This is a genomic window from Bradyrhizobium sp. 61, assembly GCF_023073075.1.
Classification (GTDB): Bacteria; Pseudomonadota; Alphaproteobacteria; order Rhizobiales; family Xanthobacteraceae; genus Bradyrhizobium; species Bradyrhizobium barranii.
Genome location: NZ_JADPIU010000103.1, coordinates 137,068 through 151,234, shown reverse-complemented (window position 1 = coordinate 151,234; position 14,167 = coordinate 137,068). Strand labels below are relative to the sequence as shown.

14 protein-coding genes are annotated in these 14,167 nt (G+C 65.8%); 11 read left to right on the top strand and 3 right to left on the bottom strand.

The genetic code is table 11. From position 1 onward, the window contains the following. Positions 1-30: 30 nt before the first annotated feature. Both IVB46_RS40325 and IVB46_RS40320 read right to left on the bottom strand, forming a co-directional pair. Positions 31-588: a biotin transporter BioY gene (locus tag IVB46_RS40325; RefSeq protein WP_063983547.1), complete on the bottom strand. Its 558-nt coding sequence runs from the start codon at positions 586-588 to the stop codon at positions 31-33. Between the two features lie 106 nt (positions 589-694). After that, positions 695-1,882, bottom strand: coding sequence for an aminotransferase class I/II-fold pyridoxal phosphate-dependent enzyme (locus IVB46_RS40320; protein WP_247310827.1), 1,188 nt, complete (start codon positions 1,880-1,882; stop codon positions 695-697). A 178-nt stretch (positions 1,883-2,060) separates the two neighbouring features. Here IVB46_RS40320 and IVB46_RS40315 point away from each other — a divergent pair, with 178 nt between their 5' ends. From IVB46_RS40315 to aat, 10 genes are all read left to right on the top strand, one after another. Beyond that, on the top strand, positions 2,061-3,464 hold the full coding sequence (locus IVB46_RS40315; RefSeq protein ID WP_063983549.1) for a M48 family metalloprotease: 1,404 nt from the start codon (positions 2,061-2,063) through the stop codon (positions 3,462-3,464). Positions 3,465-3,562: 98 nt separating this feature from the next. Then, positions 3,563-4,330, top strand: a complete 768-nt coding sequence (locus IVB46_RS40310; RefSeq protein ID WP_085401094.1) for a DsbA family protein — start codon at positions 3,563-3,565, stop codon at positions 4,328-4,330. Positions 4,331-4,567: 237 nt separating this feature from the next. Then, positions 4,568-5,377: a DUF1236 domain-containing protein gene (locus IVB46_RS40305; protein ID WP_231144946.1), complete on the top strand. Its 810-nt coding sequence runs from the start codon at positions 4,568-4,570 to the stop codon at positions 5,375-5,377. Between the two features lie 258 nt (positions 5,378-5,635). After that, positions 5,636-6,103 carry a type II 3-dehydroquinate dehydratase gene (aroQ, locus tag IVB46_RS40300; protein ID WP_135213477.1) on the top strand — a complete coding sequence of 156 codons (468 nt, stop codon included), beginning with the start codon at positions 5,636-5,638 and terminating at the stop codon, positions 6,101-6,103. A gap of 35 nt (positions 6,104-6,138) precedes the next feature. Continuing rightward, complete coding sequence (accB, locus tag IVB46_RS40295) at positions 6,139-6,627, top strand: acetyl-CoA carboxylase biotin carboxyl carrier protein (protein WP_247310829.1); 489 nt, start codon at positions 6,139-6,141, stop codon at positions 6,625-6,627. Between the two features lie 59 nt (positions 6,628-6,686). Further along, on the top strand, positions 6,687-8,042 hold the full coding sequence (gene accC, locus IVB46_RS40290) for an acetyl-CoA carboxylase biotin carboxylase subunit (RefSeq protein ID WP_247310833.1): 1,356 nt from the start codon (positions 6,687-6,689) through the stop codon (positions 8,040-8,042). Between the two features lie 102 nt (positions 8,043-8,144). Next, positions 8,145-9,662 carry an ATP-binding protein gene (locus IVB46_RS40285; RefSeq protein WP_247310836.1) on the top strand — a complete coding sequence of 506 codons (1,518 nt, stop codon included), beginning with the start codon at positions 8,145-8,147 and terminating at the stop codon, positions 9,660-9,662. Then, complete coding sequence (locus IVB46_RS40280) at positions 9,659-10,099, top strand: response regulator (RefSeq protein ID WP_063983554.1); 441 nt, start codon at positions 9,659-9,661, stop codon at positions 10,097-10,099. Before IVB46_RS40285 ends, IVB46_RS40280 begins: the two co-directional genes overlap by 4 nt. Continuing rightward, a complete protein-coding gene (locus IVB46_RS40275; protein ID WP_247310839.1) occupies positions 10,096-11,211 on the top strand; it encodes a histidine kinase dimerization/phosphoacceptor domain -containing protein in 1,116 nt (371 codons plus the stop codon). The genes IVB46_RS40280 and IVB46_RS40275 overlap by 4 nt, the downstream gene beginning before the upstream one ends. Before the next feature lie 47 nt (positions 11,212-11,258). Beyond that, positions 11,259-11,939 (top strand): leucyl/phenylalanyl-tRNA--protein transferase, encoded by a 681-nt coding sequence (gene aat, locus IVB46_RS40270; RefSeq protein WP_135213473.1) that lies wholly within the window; start codon positions 11,259-11,261, stop codon positions 11,937-11,939. Positions 11,940-11,952: 13 nt separating this feature from the next. On the opposite strand, the gene IVB46_RS40265 is transcribed toward aat, so the two are convergent. Then, positions 11,953-13,011, bottom strand: coding sequence for a DUF2155 domain-containing protein (locus IVB46_RS40265; protein ID WP_247345374.1), 1,059 nt, complete (start codon positions 13,009-13,011; stop codon positions 11,953-11,955). A gap of 203 nt (positions 13,012-13,214) precedes the next feature. On the opposite strand from IVB46_RS40265, the gene IVB46_RS40260 reads away from it, so the two are divergent. Further along, the gene (locus IVB46_RS40260; RefSeq protein ID WP_247345371.1) at positions 13,215-14,162 is read left to right on the top strand and encodes an alpha/beta hydrolase; all 948 of its coding nucleotides are present in this window, start codon (positions 13,215-13,217) and stop codon (positions 14,160-14,162) included. Positions 14,163-14,167 lie beyond the last annotated feature (5 nt).

Sequence of the window (14,167 nt, the reverse complement as noted above, 5' to 3'; positions counted from 1 at the left end):
GTCAATCGGAACTGCTCGGAACGGTGCGCTTTACCCGCGTCGATCGACGATCCGGCGGGCCGCCGGCATCAGCGCGGCGCCCAGCGCGTTCTTGACCACCGATGCCGCAATGAACGGCGCGACGCCGACCGCCCAAGCCTTGGTTGCGCCAAGGCCGATGACGTAGGCCAGCCAGCCGAAGCCGGCGATGAAGATGACGACATGGGCGAGCGCCATTGCTCCAAACAGGAACACGACGTTGCGATCCCAGCCGCGCTCGGCCAGCCAGCCGGTGATGAAGGCAGCCAGCACGAAGCCATACAGGTAGCCGGCAGTCGGGCCGACCAGCGGTGCAATTCCACCGACCGGGCCGGCGAACACCGGCAGCCCCATCGCGCCTTCGGCGAGGTAGGCGATCATGGTTGCGCTGCCAAGGCGCCAGCCATAGGCGGCGCCGATCATCAGCACGACCAGCGTCTGCAGGGTCATGGGCACGTAAGGCAGTGGCAGATTCACCTTGGCTGATAGCGCCATCAAGGCGGTGCCGAGCGCAATCAGCACGACGGCGCGAAGTGCGCCGACGGTTTCACCCGGACGGGTCGGCCACATCAATGCGGCGAGAGGAGAATGCGGCGTGGCGACGGACGGGAGGGAACGGTCAGACAAAGTTGAACTCCGCAGGGCTGGTGTCGAAACGGCTGTCGAAAACTCGCGGCTATTTAAGCCAGTGAGCGATCCGGTCAACTGCCTCCCGCATCTCCGCTGCCGAACGCGCATAGGAGAGCCGTATGAACGAACGACCATGGATCGGATCGAAATCGAGACCCGGCGTGGCCGCAACGTGCGCCTGCTCCAGCATCTGCTTGGCAAACTCGAAACTGTCCGAGGTGAAGTCCGAGACGTCGGCATAGAGATAGAAGGCGCCGTCGGCAGGCAGGAACTTGCTGAGGCCCGCCTTGGGCAATCCCTCGATCAGGATGCGCCGGTTTTCCTGATAGCCGTGCTTGATCTCCTCCATCTCGGCCGCGCCGTCGAAGGCGGCCTCGGCCGCGATCTGCGACAGCGAAGGGACCGAGATCGACAGGTTCTGCTGCAGCCGCTCGATCGGCCGCACCAGGATCTCGGGCACGACCATCCAGCCGACGCGCCAGCCCGTCATGCAAAAATATTTCGAGAACGAGTTGATCACGAGTGCGTGCTCCGACAGCGCCGCCGCCGTCGCCGCCGGAAACGCGTAGTCGAGCCCGTGATAGATCTCGTCGGAGATGAAGCGGATGCCGGCGTCTTCTGCCGCAGCGATCAGACCTGCGAGCGCCTCGCGGGACATCATCGTCCCGGTCGGATTGGCCGGGCTGCCGACCAGCACGCCCTTCAGCGGCGCCTTGCGATGCGCCGCCAGCAGCGCCTCGCCGGTCAGCGCGTGGCGCGTGTCATTGGTGGTCTCGATCAGCACCGGCTCGCAACCAAGCGCGGTGAGGATGTGACGGTAGGGCGGATAGCCCGGCACCGTCACGGCGACGCGGTCGCCGGGCGCGAACATCGACAGGAAGGCCAGGATGAAACCGCCGGAGGAGCCTGTCGTCACCACGATCCGCTCGGGGCTGACATCACAGCCATAGGCATCCCGATAGTGGCGCGCGATGCGTTCGCGCAATGAGGGGATGCCGAGCGCGGAGGTGTAATCGATCCGCCCCGCCTCGAGCGCCGCATGGGCGGCCGCGATCGCGGTCTGTGGGGCGCCGGTTGCGGGCTGGCCGACCTCCATGTGGATGACATGGCCGCCTGCCGCCTCGATTCGGGCCGCGGCGGCCATCACGTCCATCACCATGAACGGGGGAACATCGCTGCGGCGGGAGGGCTCGAGCCACTGCCCCACCCGGTTCCTCAATGTCGCATCGTGCATCGAATTCTGCTATTTCGCTGGCGAACCGGTCGGTTCGGTCCGGGAAACGGGGCGCTTGCGCCCCAGACTGGCCGCATTGTACGGCTCATAAGGGCATATCTCGTATCCGGTCCGCCGCCAATCGCCAAAAACCAATCACGAAACTGCTTGATCAAGACCGTTTGACCCAGACCGCCTGATGTTGCTCCAGATCGCATTGCGCAAGAAGGCCTCCTCCCTCACCGCCCTCGTCACCGCCGCGGCGATCGCGCTGTTGCCGATGCCGGCCGCGCATGCGCAGGCCAAGGGGCCGCCGATCCTGCGCGACACCGAGACCGAGCAGCTGCTGCGCGAATACACGCGCCCGATCCTGCGCGTTGCCGGTCTGGAAAAGCAGAACATCCAGATGGTGATCATCAACGAAGGCTCGTTCAACGCGTTCGTCGCGGACGGCCGCCGAATCTTCGTCAATTACGGCGCGATCATGCAGTCGGAGACGCCGAACCAGATCATCGGCGTGCTCGCGCACGAGACCGGACATCTGGCCGGCGGCCATCTGTCCAAGCTGCGCGAACAGCTCGCCAACGCCCAGACCCAGATGATCATCGCCATGCTGCTCGGGGCCGGCGCGATCGCCGTGGGCAGCACCCGCGGCAGCAACAGCGCCGGCAATAACGGGCTCGCCAATGCCGGTGCTGCCGCCATCGCCGGACCACAGGAGATGATCCGCCGCACGCTGCTGTCCTATCAGCGCCAGCAGGAGGAGAACGCCGACCGCGCCGGCGTAAAATTCCTGACCGCGACCCAGCAGTCGCCGAAGGGCATGTACGAGACCTTCAAGCGCTTCACCAGCGAGAGCCTGTTCGCTGCCCGCGGCACCGATCCCTATCTCCAGTCGCATCCGATGCCCGCCGAGCGCGTCGCGTCGCTTCAGGAATTCGCCAGTTCCAGCCCCTATTGGGACAAGAAGGACGATCCCGCGCTCCAGCTCCGCCACGACATGGCGCGCGCCAAGATTTCCGCGTTCATGGAGCGGCCGGAGACGGTCTACCGCCGCTATCCCCAGACGAACGACAGCATGCCGGCGCGCTATGCCCGCGCCATCAGCACCTATCTGCACGGCGATTTGCGCAGCGCCCTGGCCCAGATCGACGCGCTGATCCAGGTCCAGCCGAACAACCCGTATTTCTACGAGGTGCGCGGCCAGGCCCTGCTGGAGGGCGGCAAGCCGGCCGAGGCGATCCCTGCCCTGCGCAAGGCGGTGCAGCTGTCCAACAACGCGCCCCTCATCGAGATGTTACTTGGGCAGGCTCTGGTTGGATCGGATAATAAGGCCTACACCGATGATGCCGTTCGGATTCTCCGGGCCGCGGTGGCACGGGAACCGGAGGCCGCGCTCGGTTATATGCAGCTCGCGATGGCCTATGGCCGGAAGGGCGACTATGCCGAGGCGGATCTGGCGTCGGCGCAGGCCGCTTATCTGCGCGGCGACAACAAGACCGCCCGCGAGCTCGCCACGCGCGCGAAAACCCGTTTCGCCGTCGGCACGCCCGGATGGGTCAAGGCCGACGACATCGTGGCGGCCAAGCCGCCGCGCAACTAACGCGACCAAGACGACGCCTGACACCACGACGTCACGACACCGAGCTTAAGTCCGCCGGGACGTTTTCCGAAACCAGCTTTCGATAAGAGGATTTGCCTATGCCTTCGCTGCGCCTGCTTGCTCCCGCGCTGTTCGCGCTCGCCATGTTCGGCGCAGCCGCGCCCGCGTCGGCCGACAGCTTCTCCGATGCCCAGCGCACTGACATCGAGGCAATCATCAAGAACTATCTCGTCACCCATCCCGAGGTGCTCGAGGAAGCGATGACCGAACTCACCAAGCGTCAGGCCGCGGCCGAAACGCAGAAGCACGAAGCCAGCATCGCGCAGAACTCCGATGCGATCTTCAACTCGCCGCGCCAGGTCGTGCTCGGCAACAAGGACGGCGACGTCACCTTCGTCGAGTTCTTCGATTACAATTGCGGCTACTGCAAGCGCGCGATGGGCGACATGCTCGACCTCATGAAGGCCGATCCGAAGCTGAAGGTCGTGCTGAAGGAGTTTCCGGTGCTGAGCCAGGGCTCGGTCGAAGCGGCGCAGGTCGCGGTCGCCGTGCGCATGCAGGATCCCACCGGCAAGAAGTACCTCGACTTCCACCAGAAGCTGCTCGGCGGCCGTGGCGCCGCCGACAAGGCGCGCGCGCTGCAGGCGGCCAAGGAAGCCGGCCTCGACACCGCGAAGATCGAGAAGGACATCGGCAGCCCCGAGGTGCGCGCCACCATCGAGGAGAATTTCAAGCTCGCCGAAGCGATGGGCATGAACGGCACGCCGAGCTACGTGATCGGCAAGCAGATCGTGATCGGCGCCGTCGGCCTCGAAGGCCTGAAAGAAAAGATCGGCGTTGCCCGTTGCGGCAAGGCGACTTGCTAACAAGGCGACCTGCTGATCCCGCATTTCACAATCTGCGCATGCGACGAGGCCGGCTGAACAGCCGGCCTTTTTCGTTGACCGCAGCTCTGCGCGAATTCTGGCGCGAATCCGGCGCGCGCATTCATCTCGCGTTTAAGAAACAAATACCCTGGAACCGCCGATGTTCCGGAACAACTCAAATCTCCTTTCGTTGGTGGCGCGGGCAATGACGCAAAGAAACACGTGAGGAGAAATTTGATGTCTAACCGCTTTATGATCTCGGTCGCCGCACTCGCGCTCGTCGCAGGCACCGGACTGGCGAACGCACAGGGCACCATGAACCGCGACAGCGGTGGTGGCGCCGGTGCGCAGCCGACGCAACATTCGCAACCCGCCGGCGGCGCAGCTGAACGTGGCGCGATGGGCAAGGAAGCCGCTCCCGAGAGGGGCACCGTCGGCCAGGCTGGCGGCGCCATGAAGCCCGGCGGAGCAGCCGAGGAGAAGTCGTCTGGCGCGACGGAGAAATCCGGTGCGATGGAAAAGTCAGGCGGGATGGAAAAATCCGGCACGATGAACAAGAACGCGGCCGACGAGAAGGCCGGCGCGACCAAGGGTGAGCACGCCCAGGGCGCGCAGGACAAGTCCGCGCAGGACAAGTCCAAGAGCACGATGGACAAGTCCCAGATGGACAAGTCCAAGAGCACCGAGACTGACACCAAGAGCGGCAACATGAACGCCCAGACCAAGGGCGCGGACAGCAAGGCTGCCGACACCAAGTCTCAGACCACGACCGGCGCCGCGCCTGCGACCGCTGCGGCACCGCCTGCCGAGAAGCGGACCGAGATCTCAACGGCGATCAAGTCGACCAAGATCGAAGAGACCACCAACGTCAACTTCAACATCTCGGTCGGCGCCGCGATCCCGGCGTCCGTTCGCTTCCATCCACTGCCGCCCCGGATCGTGGAAATCTATCCGGAGTGGCGCGGCTATGACGTGATCTACGTCCGCGGACAGTACATCATCGTCCGTCCGCAGACGCGCGAGATCGTGTACATCATCGAAGGCTAAGCCGCTTGGCTGACGGCCCGATAAGCCCTTGCCGAGAGATCGGCAGGGGCTTTTGGCCTATTGGGCGGCCTCCCCTGCCTATCCCGCCCGGCAGCCACGATTAGAACTGGTTAACAAGCAATTTCCGTAACTTCCGCACAGGTTTTTGCACCCCGGATGAGCTGTTTGAAGCCCCCTGGGAGGTCCTTCAAGGCTTCCCCTAGGGCGCTTTGTTACCTATAACCCCCGCCACGCCGAAGCACCTCTTGCGGGATTGGAATGGCCGAACCAGCAACCGACACGATCCTCGTTCTCAACGGGCCGAACCTCAACATGTTGGGGACGCGCGAGCCCGAGAAGTATGGCCATGCGACGCTGGCCGACGTCGAAACGCTGTGCCGCGAAGCGGCGGCGGCGTACGGCCTCAAGGCCGACTGCCGGCAGTCCAACCGCGAAGGCGAACTGATCGACTTCATCCACGAGGCGCATGCCCGCAAGATGAAGGGCATCATCATCAATGCCGGCGGTTATTCGCACACCTCGATCGCGCTGCACGACGCGCTGCTGGCGGTGCAGATCCCGACCGTCGAAGTGCACGTGACCAACATCCACGCCCGCGAGAGCTTCCGTCACCATTCGTACACCGCGCGCGCGGCCTTCGCCTCGCTCTGCGGTTTCGGCATCGAGGGCTACCGCCTCGCCATCCAGGGCCTTGCCGCCAAGCTCGGCATCAAGCCCAAAGCCTGACGCTCCCTCTTCACACAGAACATTCGGATCAGAACATGGCGCGCCAGCCAGACGACAAAGCAGCCGTAAAGTTTTCCAGCGAGGATTCCGCGCTCGTCCGCGAGCTCGCACTTCTGCTCGATGAGACCAGCCTCACCGAGATCGAGATCGAACGGGCCGGCCTTCGCCTGCGCGTCGCCCGCAACATCAGCGTCGCCGCCACCATGCCGATGCAGATGGCGGCCGGTCCCGCCGTCCTGCCGGCGGCCGCAGTTGCCGCCGCGCCGGCCGCGGCCGACCTGTCGAAGCATCCGGGCGCGGTGATCTCGCCGATGGTCGGCACCGCCTATTGGGCGCCGGAGCCCGGCGCCAAGCCGTTCATCGAGGTCGGCAGCAAGGTCTCCGTCGGCCAGACGCTGCTGATCATCGAAGCCATGAAGACCATGAACCAGATCCCCTCGCCGCGCGCCGGCACGGTGACGCAAATCCTGGTCGAAGACGGCCAGCCGGTCGAGTACGGCGAGCCGCTCGTCATCATTGAGTAATGGTCGTGGGCGGTCAGCCGCCCTAGCCGCTTCCCGCGCGCCAGTCCCTTAAGGACACCATGTTCGACAAGATCCTCATAGCCAATCGCGGCGAGATCGCCCTTCGCATCCTGCGCGCCTGCAAGGAGCTCGGGATCGCGACCGTGGCCGTGCACTCCACCGCCGACGCCGACGCCATGCATGTGCGCCTGTCGGACGAGAGCGTCTGCATCGGGCCGCCGCCGTCCAAGGACAGCTATCTCAACGTGCCCGCGCTGCTCGCGGCCTGCGAGATCACCGGCGCCGATGCCGTGCATCCCGGCTACGGCTTCCTCTCCGAGAACGCGCGCTTCGCCGAGATCCTTGGCGAGCACAATCTGCATTTCATCGGCCCCAAGGCCGAGCACATCCGCCTGATGGGCGACAAGATCGAAGCCAAGAAGACGGCCAGGAAGCTCGGCATTCCCGTGGTGCCCGGCTCGGACGGCGCGGTCGGCCCCGAGGACGACGCGATGGCGATCGCCAGGAAGATCGGCTTCCCCGTGCTGGTCAAGGCAGCCGCCGGCGGCGGCGGCCGCGGCATGAAGGTCGCGCAGAGCGAGGCCGACCTCCAGGTGGCGCTGTCGACGGCAGCCAACGAGGCCAAGTCCGCCTTCGGTGACGCGTCCGTCTATCTCGAAAAATACCTCCAGAAGCCGCGTCATATCGAAATCCAGATCCTCGGTGACGGCCGCGGCGGCGCGATCCATCTCGGCGAGCGCGATTGCTCGCTGCAGCGCCGCCACCAGAAGGTCTGGGAGGAAGGTCCCTCGCCCGTCCTTGCTGCCGCTGCACGCGCCAAGATCGGCGAAACCTGCGCCAAGGCGATGCGCGAGATGAAATATCTCGGCGTCGGCACCATCGAATTCCTGTTCGAGGACGGCGAGTTCTACTTCATCGAGATGAACACCCGCATCCAGGTCGAGCATCCCGTCACCGAGAGCATCACCGACATCGACCTCGTGCTGGAGCAGATCCGCATCGCTGCCGGCGGTGATCTGCCGGCCAAGCAAAGCGAGATTCAGATCATCGGCCATGCGATCGAGTGCCGCATCAACGCCGAGAACCCGCAGACTTTCCGTCCCTCGCCAGGCCGCATCACGCAATATCACCAGCCCGGCGGGCTCGGCGTGCGCATCGATTCCGCGGTCTATCAGGGCTACACCATCCCGCCCTATTACGACTCGCTCGTCGGCAAGCTCATCGTCCACGGCAAGACCCGCGCCGAATGCCTGATGCGGCTGCGCCGGGCGCTGGACGAGATGGTGGTCGAGGGCATCGAGACGACGCTGCCGCTGTTCCGCGACCTGGTGCGCCAGGACGACATCATCAACGGCGACTATCACATCCACTGGCTGGAACAGTACCTCGCGGGTAAGGAACCGGCCGCGGGGTGACCCTCTCTCCCGATGGAACCCTTTGGCCCCCATCGCGTTCTGGACGGGGACAGTTCCGAGGGGGCCTTTTGAGTTCCGTTGACGTGACGAAGCGAGACCGTCGTGACGACTGAAGCGCAACGACGGCGCTCCATGTGGCAGATCCTGCTGTTTTCGGCGGGTCTTCTGGTGTTGACCGTGATCAGCGCCGGCTCCGTCTACCTGGTCAACAAGGCCAGAGACGATAGCAAATGGGTGATCCACACCATCGAGGCGGAGAACCAGATCAACGCCCTGCTGCTGGAAATCCGGCGTGCCGAGAGCGCCGCCCGCGGCTATCTCCTGACCCAAGGGGCGGATTTCAAGGCCGACCATGAGAAAGCCGTGGCAGCGATCATACCTGCCCTCGACAAGCTCACGCGCCTGACCCGCGATAATCCGGACCAACGCGGCAACATCGAGAAGCTGAGCGCGGCCATCGAAATCCGGCTGGGGCAATTCAAGCAGGAGCTGGACTTCATCGGCCAGAATCGGCCGGACAAGGCCATAGCGCAGGTCCGCGAGGCCGCCTCCACCGACACCACGGCCGAGATCAGCAAAGTCGCCGTCTCCATGATCCAGGAGGAGGAGCGTCTGTTCCGGCTCCGATCGGCCAATTCCGACCGCAGCCAGACGCTGGCGGCCTCGATGACCGGCATCGGTTCGGGCCTCGTGGTGCTGCTGACCCTGATCTCGATCTGGCTGGTGCGGCGCTCGGTGCTGGCCCGCGACGAGGCCGAGACGCGCCTGCGCGACGCCTACGCCAACCTCGAGACCGTGGTCGATGAACGCACGGCAGACCTGCGCGAGGCCAACAACGAGATTCAGCGCTTTGCCTATATCGTCAGCCACGACCTTCGTTCGCCACTCGTCAACATCATGGGCTTCACCAGCGAACTCGAAGAGCTCAGCGGCGACATTTTCCGCCGTATCGGTGGCCTTACCCATGTCCCGGCCGATGGCCCGCCGCTAGCTGACGGCGAGGTCACGCTCGAGGGCCCCGACAAGCAGCTTTCAACGGATTTTTCCGAAGCGCTCGGCTTCATCAAATCGTCGATCGGCAAGATGGACCGCCTGATCTCGGCGATCCTCCACCTCACCCGCGAGGGCCGGCGCGAATTCGTGCCCGAGAAGATCGACACCCGCGAGTTGATCGAAGCCATCGTGTCGACGCTGGCGCATCAGTCCGCCGAAGCGCAGGCCGAGATCCATGTCGCGCCGCTGCCGGATCTCGTCAGCGACCGCCTTGCGCTGGAGCAGATCTTCTCCAATCTGATCGACAACGCCATCAAATATCTCAAGGCCGGCGCCCCCGGCGAGATCAGAATCCGCGGGCGCACCAAGCTTGGCTACGCTATCTTCGAGATCAGCGATAACGGCCGCGGGATCGATCCGAAAGATCACCAGCGGATTTTCGACCTGTTTCGCCGGGCGGGAACCCAGGACAAGCCTGGTCAGGGCATCGGTCTTGCGCATGTGCGCGCACTTGTGCGCCGCCTCGGCGGTACCATGTCGGTATCATCGGAACTGAATACGGGCAGCACCTTCACCATCACGCTGCCCATCACCTGGAACGCAAGCAACCGGAACGCCGACCAATGACTCAACCCGTCACCATCATCATGATCGAGGACGACGAGGGCCACGCCCGGCTGATCGAGCGCAACATCCGCCGATCCGGCGTCAACAACGAGATCATCCCCTTCGCCAACGGCACGGACGCGGTGAAGCACCTGTTCGGCTCCGACGGCAGCGGGCTCGTGCAGAAGGGCAATGCGCTCCTGATCCTGCTCGATCTCAATCTCCCCGACATGACCGGGATCGACATCCTGAAGCAGATCAAGGAGAACAAATACCTGAAGGCCTCGCCCGTGGTGGTGCTGACCACCACCGACGACAGCCAGGAAATCAAGCGCTGCTACGAACTCGGCTGCAACGTCTACATCACCAAGCCCGTGAACTACGAGAATTTCGCCAATGCCATCCGGCAGCTCGGCCTGTTCTTCTCGGTCATCCAGGTCCCGCCCGCCGCCTCATGAACCAGCACCCGCCTACACTGCTCTACATCGACGACGACGCGGCCTTGGCCCGCCTGGTCGAGCGCGGCCTGACGCGGCGCGGCTACAAGGTCATTCATGCCGCGAGCGGCGAGGAAGGCCTGGAGCGTATCCGTCGCGCGGGGACCCAAAACAGCGCCGACGGCTGCATCGACGTCGTGGCGCTCGACCAGTACATGCCCGGCCTCGACGGGCTGGAGACGCTCGAGCAGATCATGGCGATACCAGGCGCGCCGCCCGTGGTGTTCGTCACCGCGTCGCAGGATTCCAGCATCGCGGTCACCGCGCTGAAGGCGGGCGCGGCCGATTATCTCGTCAAGGACGTCAAGGGCGATTTCATCCCCCTGCTCCACGTCGCCGCCGACGGCGCGCTGCGCCAGGCCGAATTGCAGAAGGCGCGCGAGGAAGCCGAGGCCGAGATCCACGCATCGCGCGACCGCTACGCCGCGCTCGCCGCCGAACGCGAGCTGCTGCTGCGCGAGGTCAATCACCGCGTCGGCAACTCGCTCCAGATCATCGCTTCGCTGCTGCATCTCCAGGCGAACTCGGCGGGCCAGGAAGAGGTCAAGGCGGCGCTGACCAACGCGATGGGCCGCGTCGCCGCGGTCGCGCAGGTGCACCGCCGGCTCTACACTTCGCAGGACCTGAAGAGCGTGGTGCTGAACCAGTATCTGGATTCGCTGCTCGAGGATCTCAGGCGCTCGGCCGAAGGCAACCGGATGTCGCGCCTGACGGTGAAGGCCGAGCCGATCGAGATCGACCCGGACCGCGCCGTCGCCGTCGGCATCATCGTCAACGAGCTGGTGATGAACGCGGTGAAATACGCCTATCCCGACGGCGCCGGCCCCATCCATGTCGAGCTGACCTCGCAGGGCGAGGATCTGTTGCTGGCGATCACCGACGACGGCGTCGGCGACAAGGTCAAGGCGGATCCACGCTCGACCGGCATGGGCCAGCGCATCGTCGCGGCGATGGCCACCAAGCTCGACGCCACCGTCGAGCGCGACCCCGCCCATTCCGGAACTCGCGTCATGCTGAGGTTCCGCCGCACGCCCGCGGCCCCCGACAAGACCAACAACGCCGCCGCAGGCTGACCCTCGCCCCCTTCGCAACACCTCAACGATCCTGCTATTGTTGCGGCATGACTTCGCGCGACTCCGCTTCGTCTGAAATCACGCCGGCCGTGCTGTTGCGTGCCTATGCCTGCGGCATTTTTCCGATGGCCGAGAGCGCCGACGATCCGACCCTGTTCTGGGTCGAGCCGGAATTGCGCGGCGTGATCCCGCTCGAGGGATTTCGCGTGGCCTCGCGGCTCGCGCGCACCGTCCGTACGGACGCCTTTCGCGTCACCGTCAACACGGCGTTCAAGGCAACGATCGCCGGCTGCGCCGCGCCGCAGGCGGGGCGCGAGGACACCTGGATCAACAAGCGGATCCGCGACCTCTATGGCGGCCTCTACGAGCTCGGCCATTGCCACAGCGTCGAGGCCTGGCAGGGCGACGACCTCGTCGGCGGGCTCTACGGCGTCAGCCTGGGACGCGCCTTCTTCGGCGAGAGCATGTTTCACACCGCGCGCGATGCCTCGAAGGTCGCGCTGGTGCACCTGGTCGCGCGGCTGATCCATGGCGGCTTCGAGCTGCTCGACACGCAATACGTCACTGATCATTTGAAGAGTTTCGGCGCGGTCGAGATTTCGCGTCGGCGCTACACCGCACTGCTCGACAAGGCCCTCGCCGGCGACCCCGGCGATTTCCTGAGGCTGTCAGCCGGTGACGCGATCCCGGGCGCGCGCGCGCTCGACATCGTCGCCTCGCGGCCATAATCGGTGATGGGGCCTAGCGCCCGAACCCGGGGATACCGAACAGGCCCGGCCGCTGCTCCGGCGGCGGCGGGGGTGGCGGCGCGGGCTGCTGCTGCTGGATCGGCGGCAAGGGCTGCGGCGGGCGCTGCTGCACGGCCTGCTTGGGTGGCGCCGCCTTCTTCTGCGCGGGCGGCGCAGCCGGCGGCTTCGCCGCGGCCGGATCAGGCGCCGCGGTCGCAATGGTCTGCTGCGGCTCTTTGCAGTCGGTGAGCCAGATGTCGTAGATCGGATGCTCGACGCCGTGCAGACCGGGGCTTGCCGCATACATCCAGCCCGAGAAGATGCGCTTCACCTCGCCCTGCAAGGTGATCTCGTCGACCTCGACGAAGGCGTCGGTATTGGTGGCTTCCGTCGCCGGCCGCGTATAGCAGGCGTCGGTCTTGACCCGCAGCGCGCCGAACTGGACGGTCTCGCCGATGTCCTCGTCGAAATTGATGATGCGCCCGGTGATCTTGTCGAGGCCGGAGAAGGTCGCCTTCTTGTTCACGATCTTCTGGGCCGGCGGCTCGGTCACGACCTCGTCGCCCGGCTGGAGGCTAGCCGGGGTCTGCGGGACAGGGCCGCCCGGCCCGCCCTTCTGCTGGGGCTGGCGCTGACCGGGCCCACCCGGGGCGGCTTGCGGATTGGGCGGAGCGACCGCCACGGACGGCGGCTGGTTCGGCGGAGCGACGGTTGAGCCCGGCGGCGGCGCCAGGGGCTGGGACTCGACCGGCCCCGGCATCACGTTACCTTGCCGGCCCGGCGGCGGCGCCATCGGGCGCGACGGCAGCACGCGGCCCTGCGGCGGCAGCTCGGGGACCTCTTCGTCGTCATCGGGGATCTGAGGCTGCGGCTGACCACGCGGAATCGCGCCCGGCGGCCGCGGCGGCGGGTCGGAGAAGATCGTGCCGATCTGCGCCTGCGCGGGCGTCGCAACCGTCAATGCGGTGGCGGCCAGAAGCGCCGCAAGACCTGGCAGGGCAAGTCTTGTAAGGGTAAAGGTTCGAACCATCTTCTCGCGCGGCTTCAACAGCGAATCGGGCTTGCTGGACATTCTACAGGGGATACCGCCGCTCGCAGGCCATCCGGTTAACACGGCGAATACGGCGGGGGAAGGGCGGCATCCCTGCCCTGCCCGTCGCCCGCTGGCCAGACCGGCGGCCGGATGGGATAGTTGAGCGGCCCCTCCGCAGGGCCGAGGCGGGCAGCGCCCCCGAAACGACGTCCAACGACAACAGAAAGCCCAAGGTCGCTCCCATGCCCGTCGTGCTCGATCCCGATGCCGCCGCCGTCTACAAGGCGTTCCAGGAGGCCGGCCGCCCCGCCTATGAGACGCTGACGGCAGCGGAAGCCCGCGCCTATTACGGGCAGGCCCGCTTCGCCACCAACCCCGAGCCGCCGGAACTGGAGCGCGTCGCGGCGCTGGCGATCCCGGCGCCGCACGGCGAAATCCCGGCCCGCATCTACGTCCCGAAGCAGCCGCGCCTTCAGGACGGGTTGTCGCCGACGCTGGTGTTCTTCCATGGCGGCGGCTGGGTGATCGGCGATCTCGACTCCCACGACGTCGTCTGCCGCCAGCTCGCCGTTTCAGGCGCGCTGATCGTGATCTCGGTCGATTACCGCCTCGCGCCCGAGCACAAGTTCCCCGCCGCCGCCGATGACGCGATCGCCGCCACGAAATGGATTGCCGCGAATGCGCGCGAGCTCGGCATCGATGCCTCGCGCCTTTCGATCGGCGGCGACAGCGCCGGCGGCAATCTCGCCGCCGTGGTCGCACTCACCGCACGCGACGGCAATGGTCCGAAGATCGCGGGCCAGGTCCTGATCTACCCCGCGACCGATTTCGCCATGACGCACGGCTCCCACAGCGAGCCCGAGACCAGCGTGCTGCTGACGCATTCGGTGATCCGCTGGTTCCGCGATCACTATCTCAACGGCACAGCCGACATCCAGGACTGGCGTGCCTCGCCGGCGCGCGCGAAAAGCCTTGCCGGTTTGCCGCCGGCCTATGTGCTCACGGCCGGCGCCGATCCGCTGCGCGACGAAGGCGTCGACTATGCCGAGCGCCTCAGGCAGGCCGGCGTGCCCGTCACGTACAAGCACTATCCCGGGCAATTCCACGGCTTCTTCACGATGGGCAAGCTGCTGCCGCAGGCCAATGTCGCGGTGCGCGAGATCGGCGCCTGGTTGAAGGAGCTGGGCTGACGCCT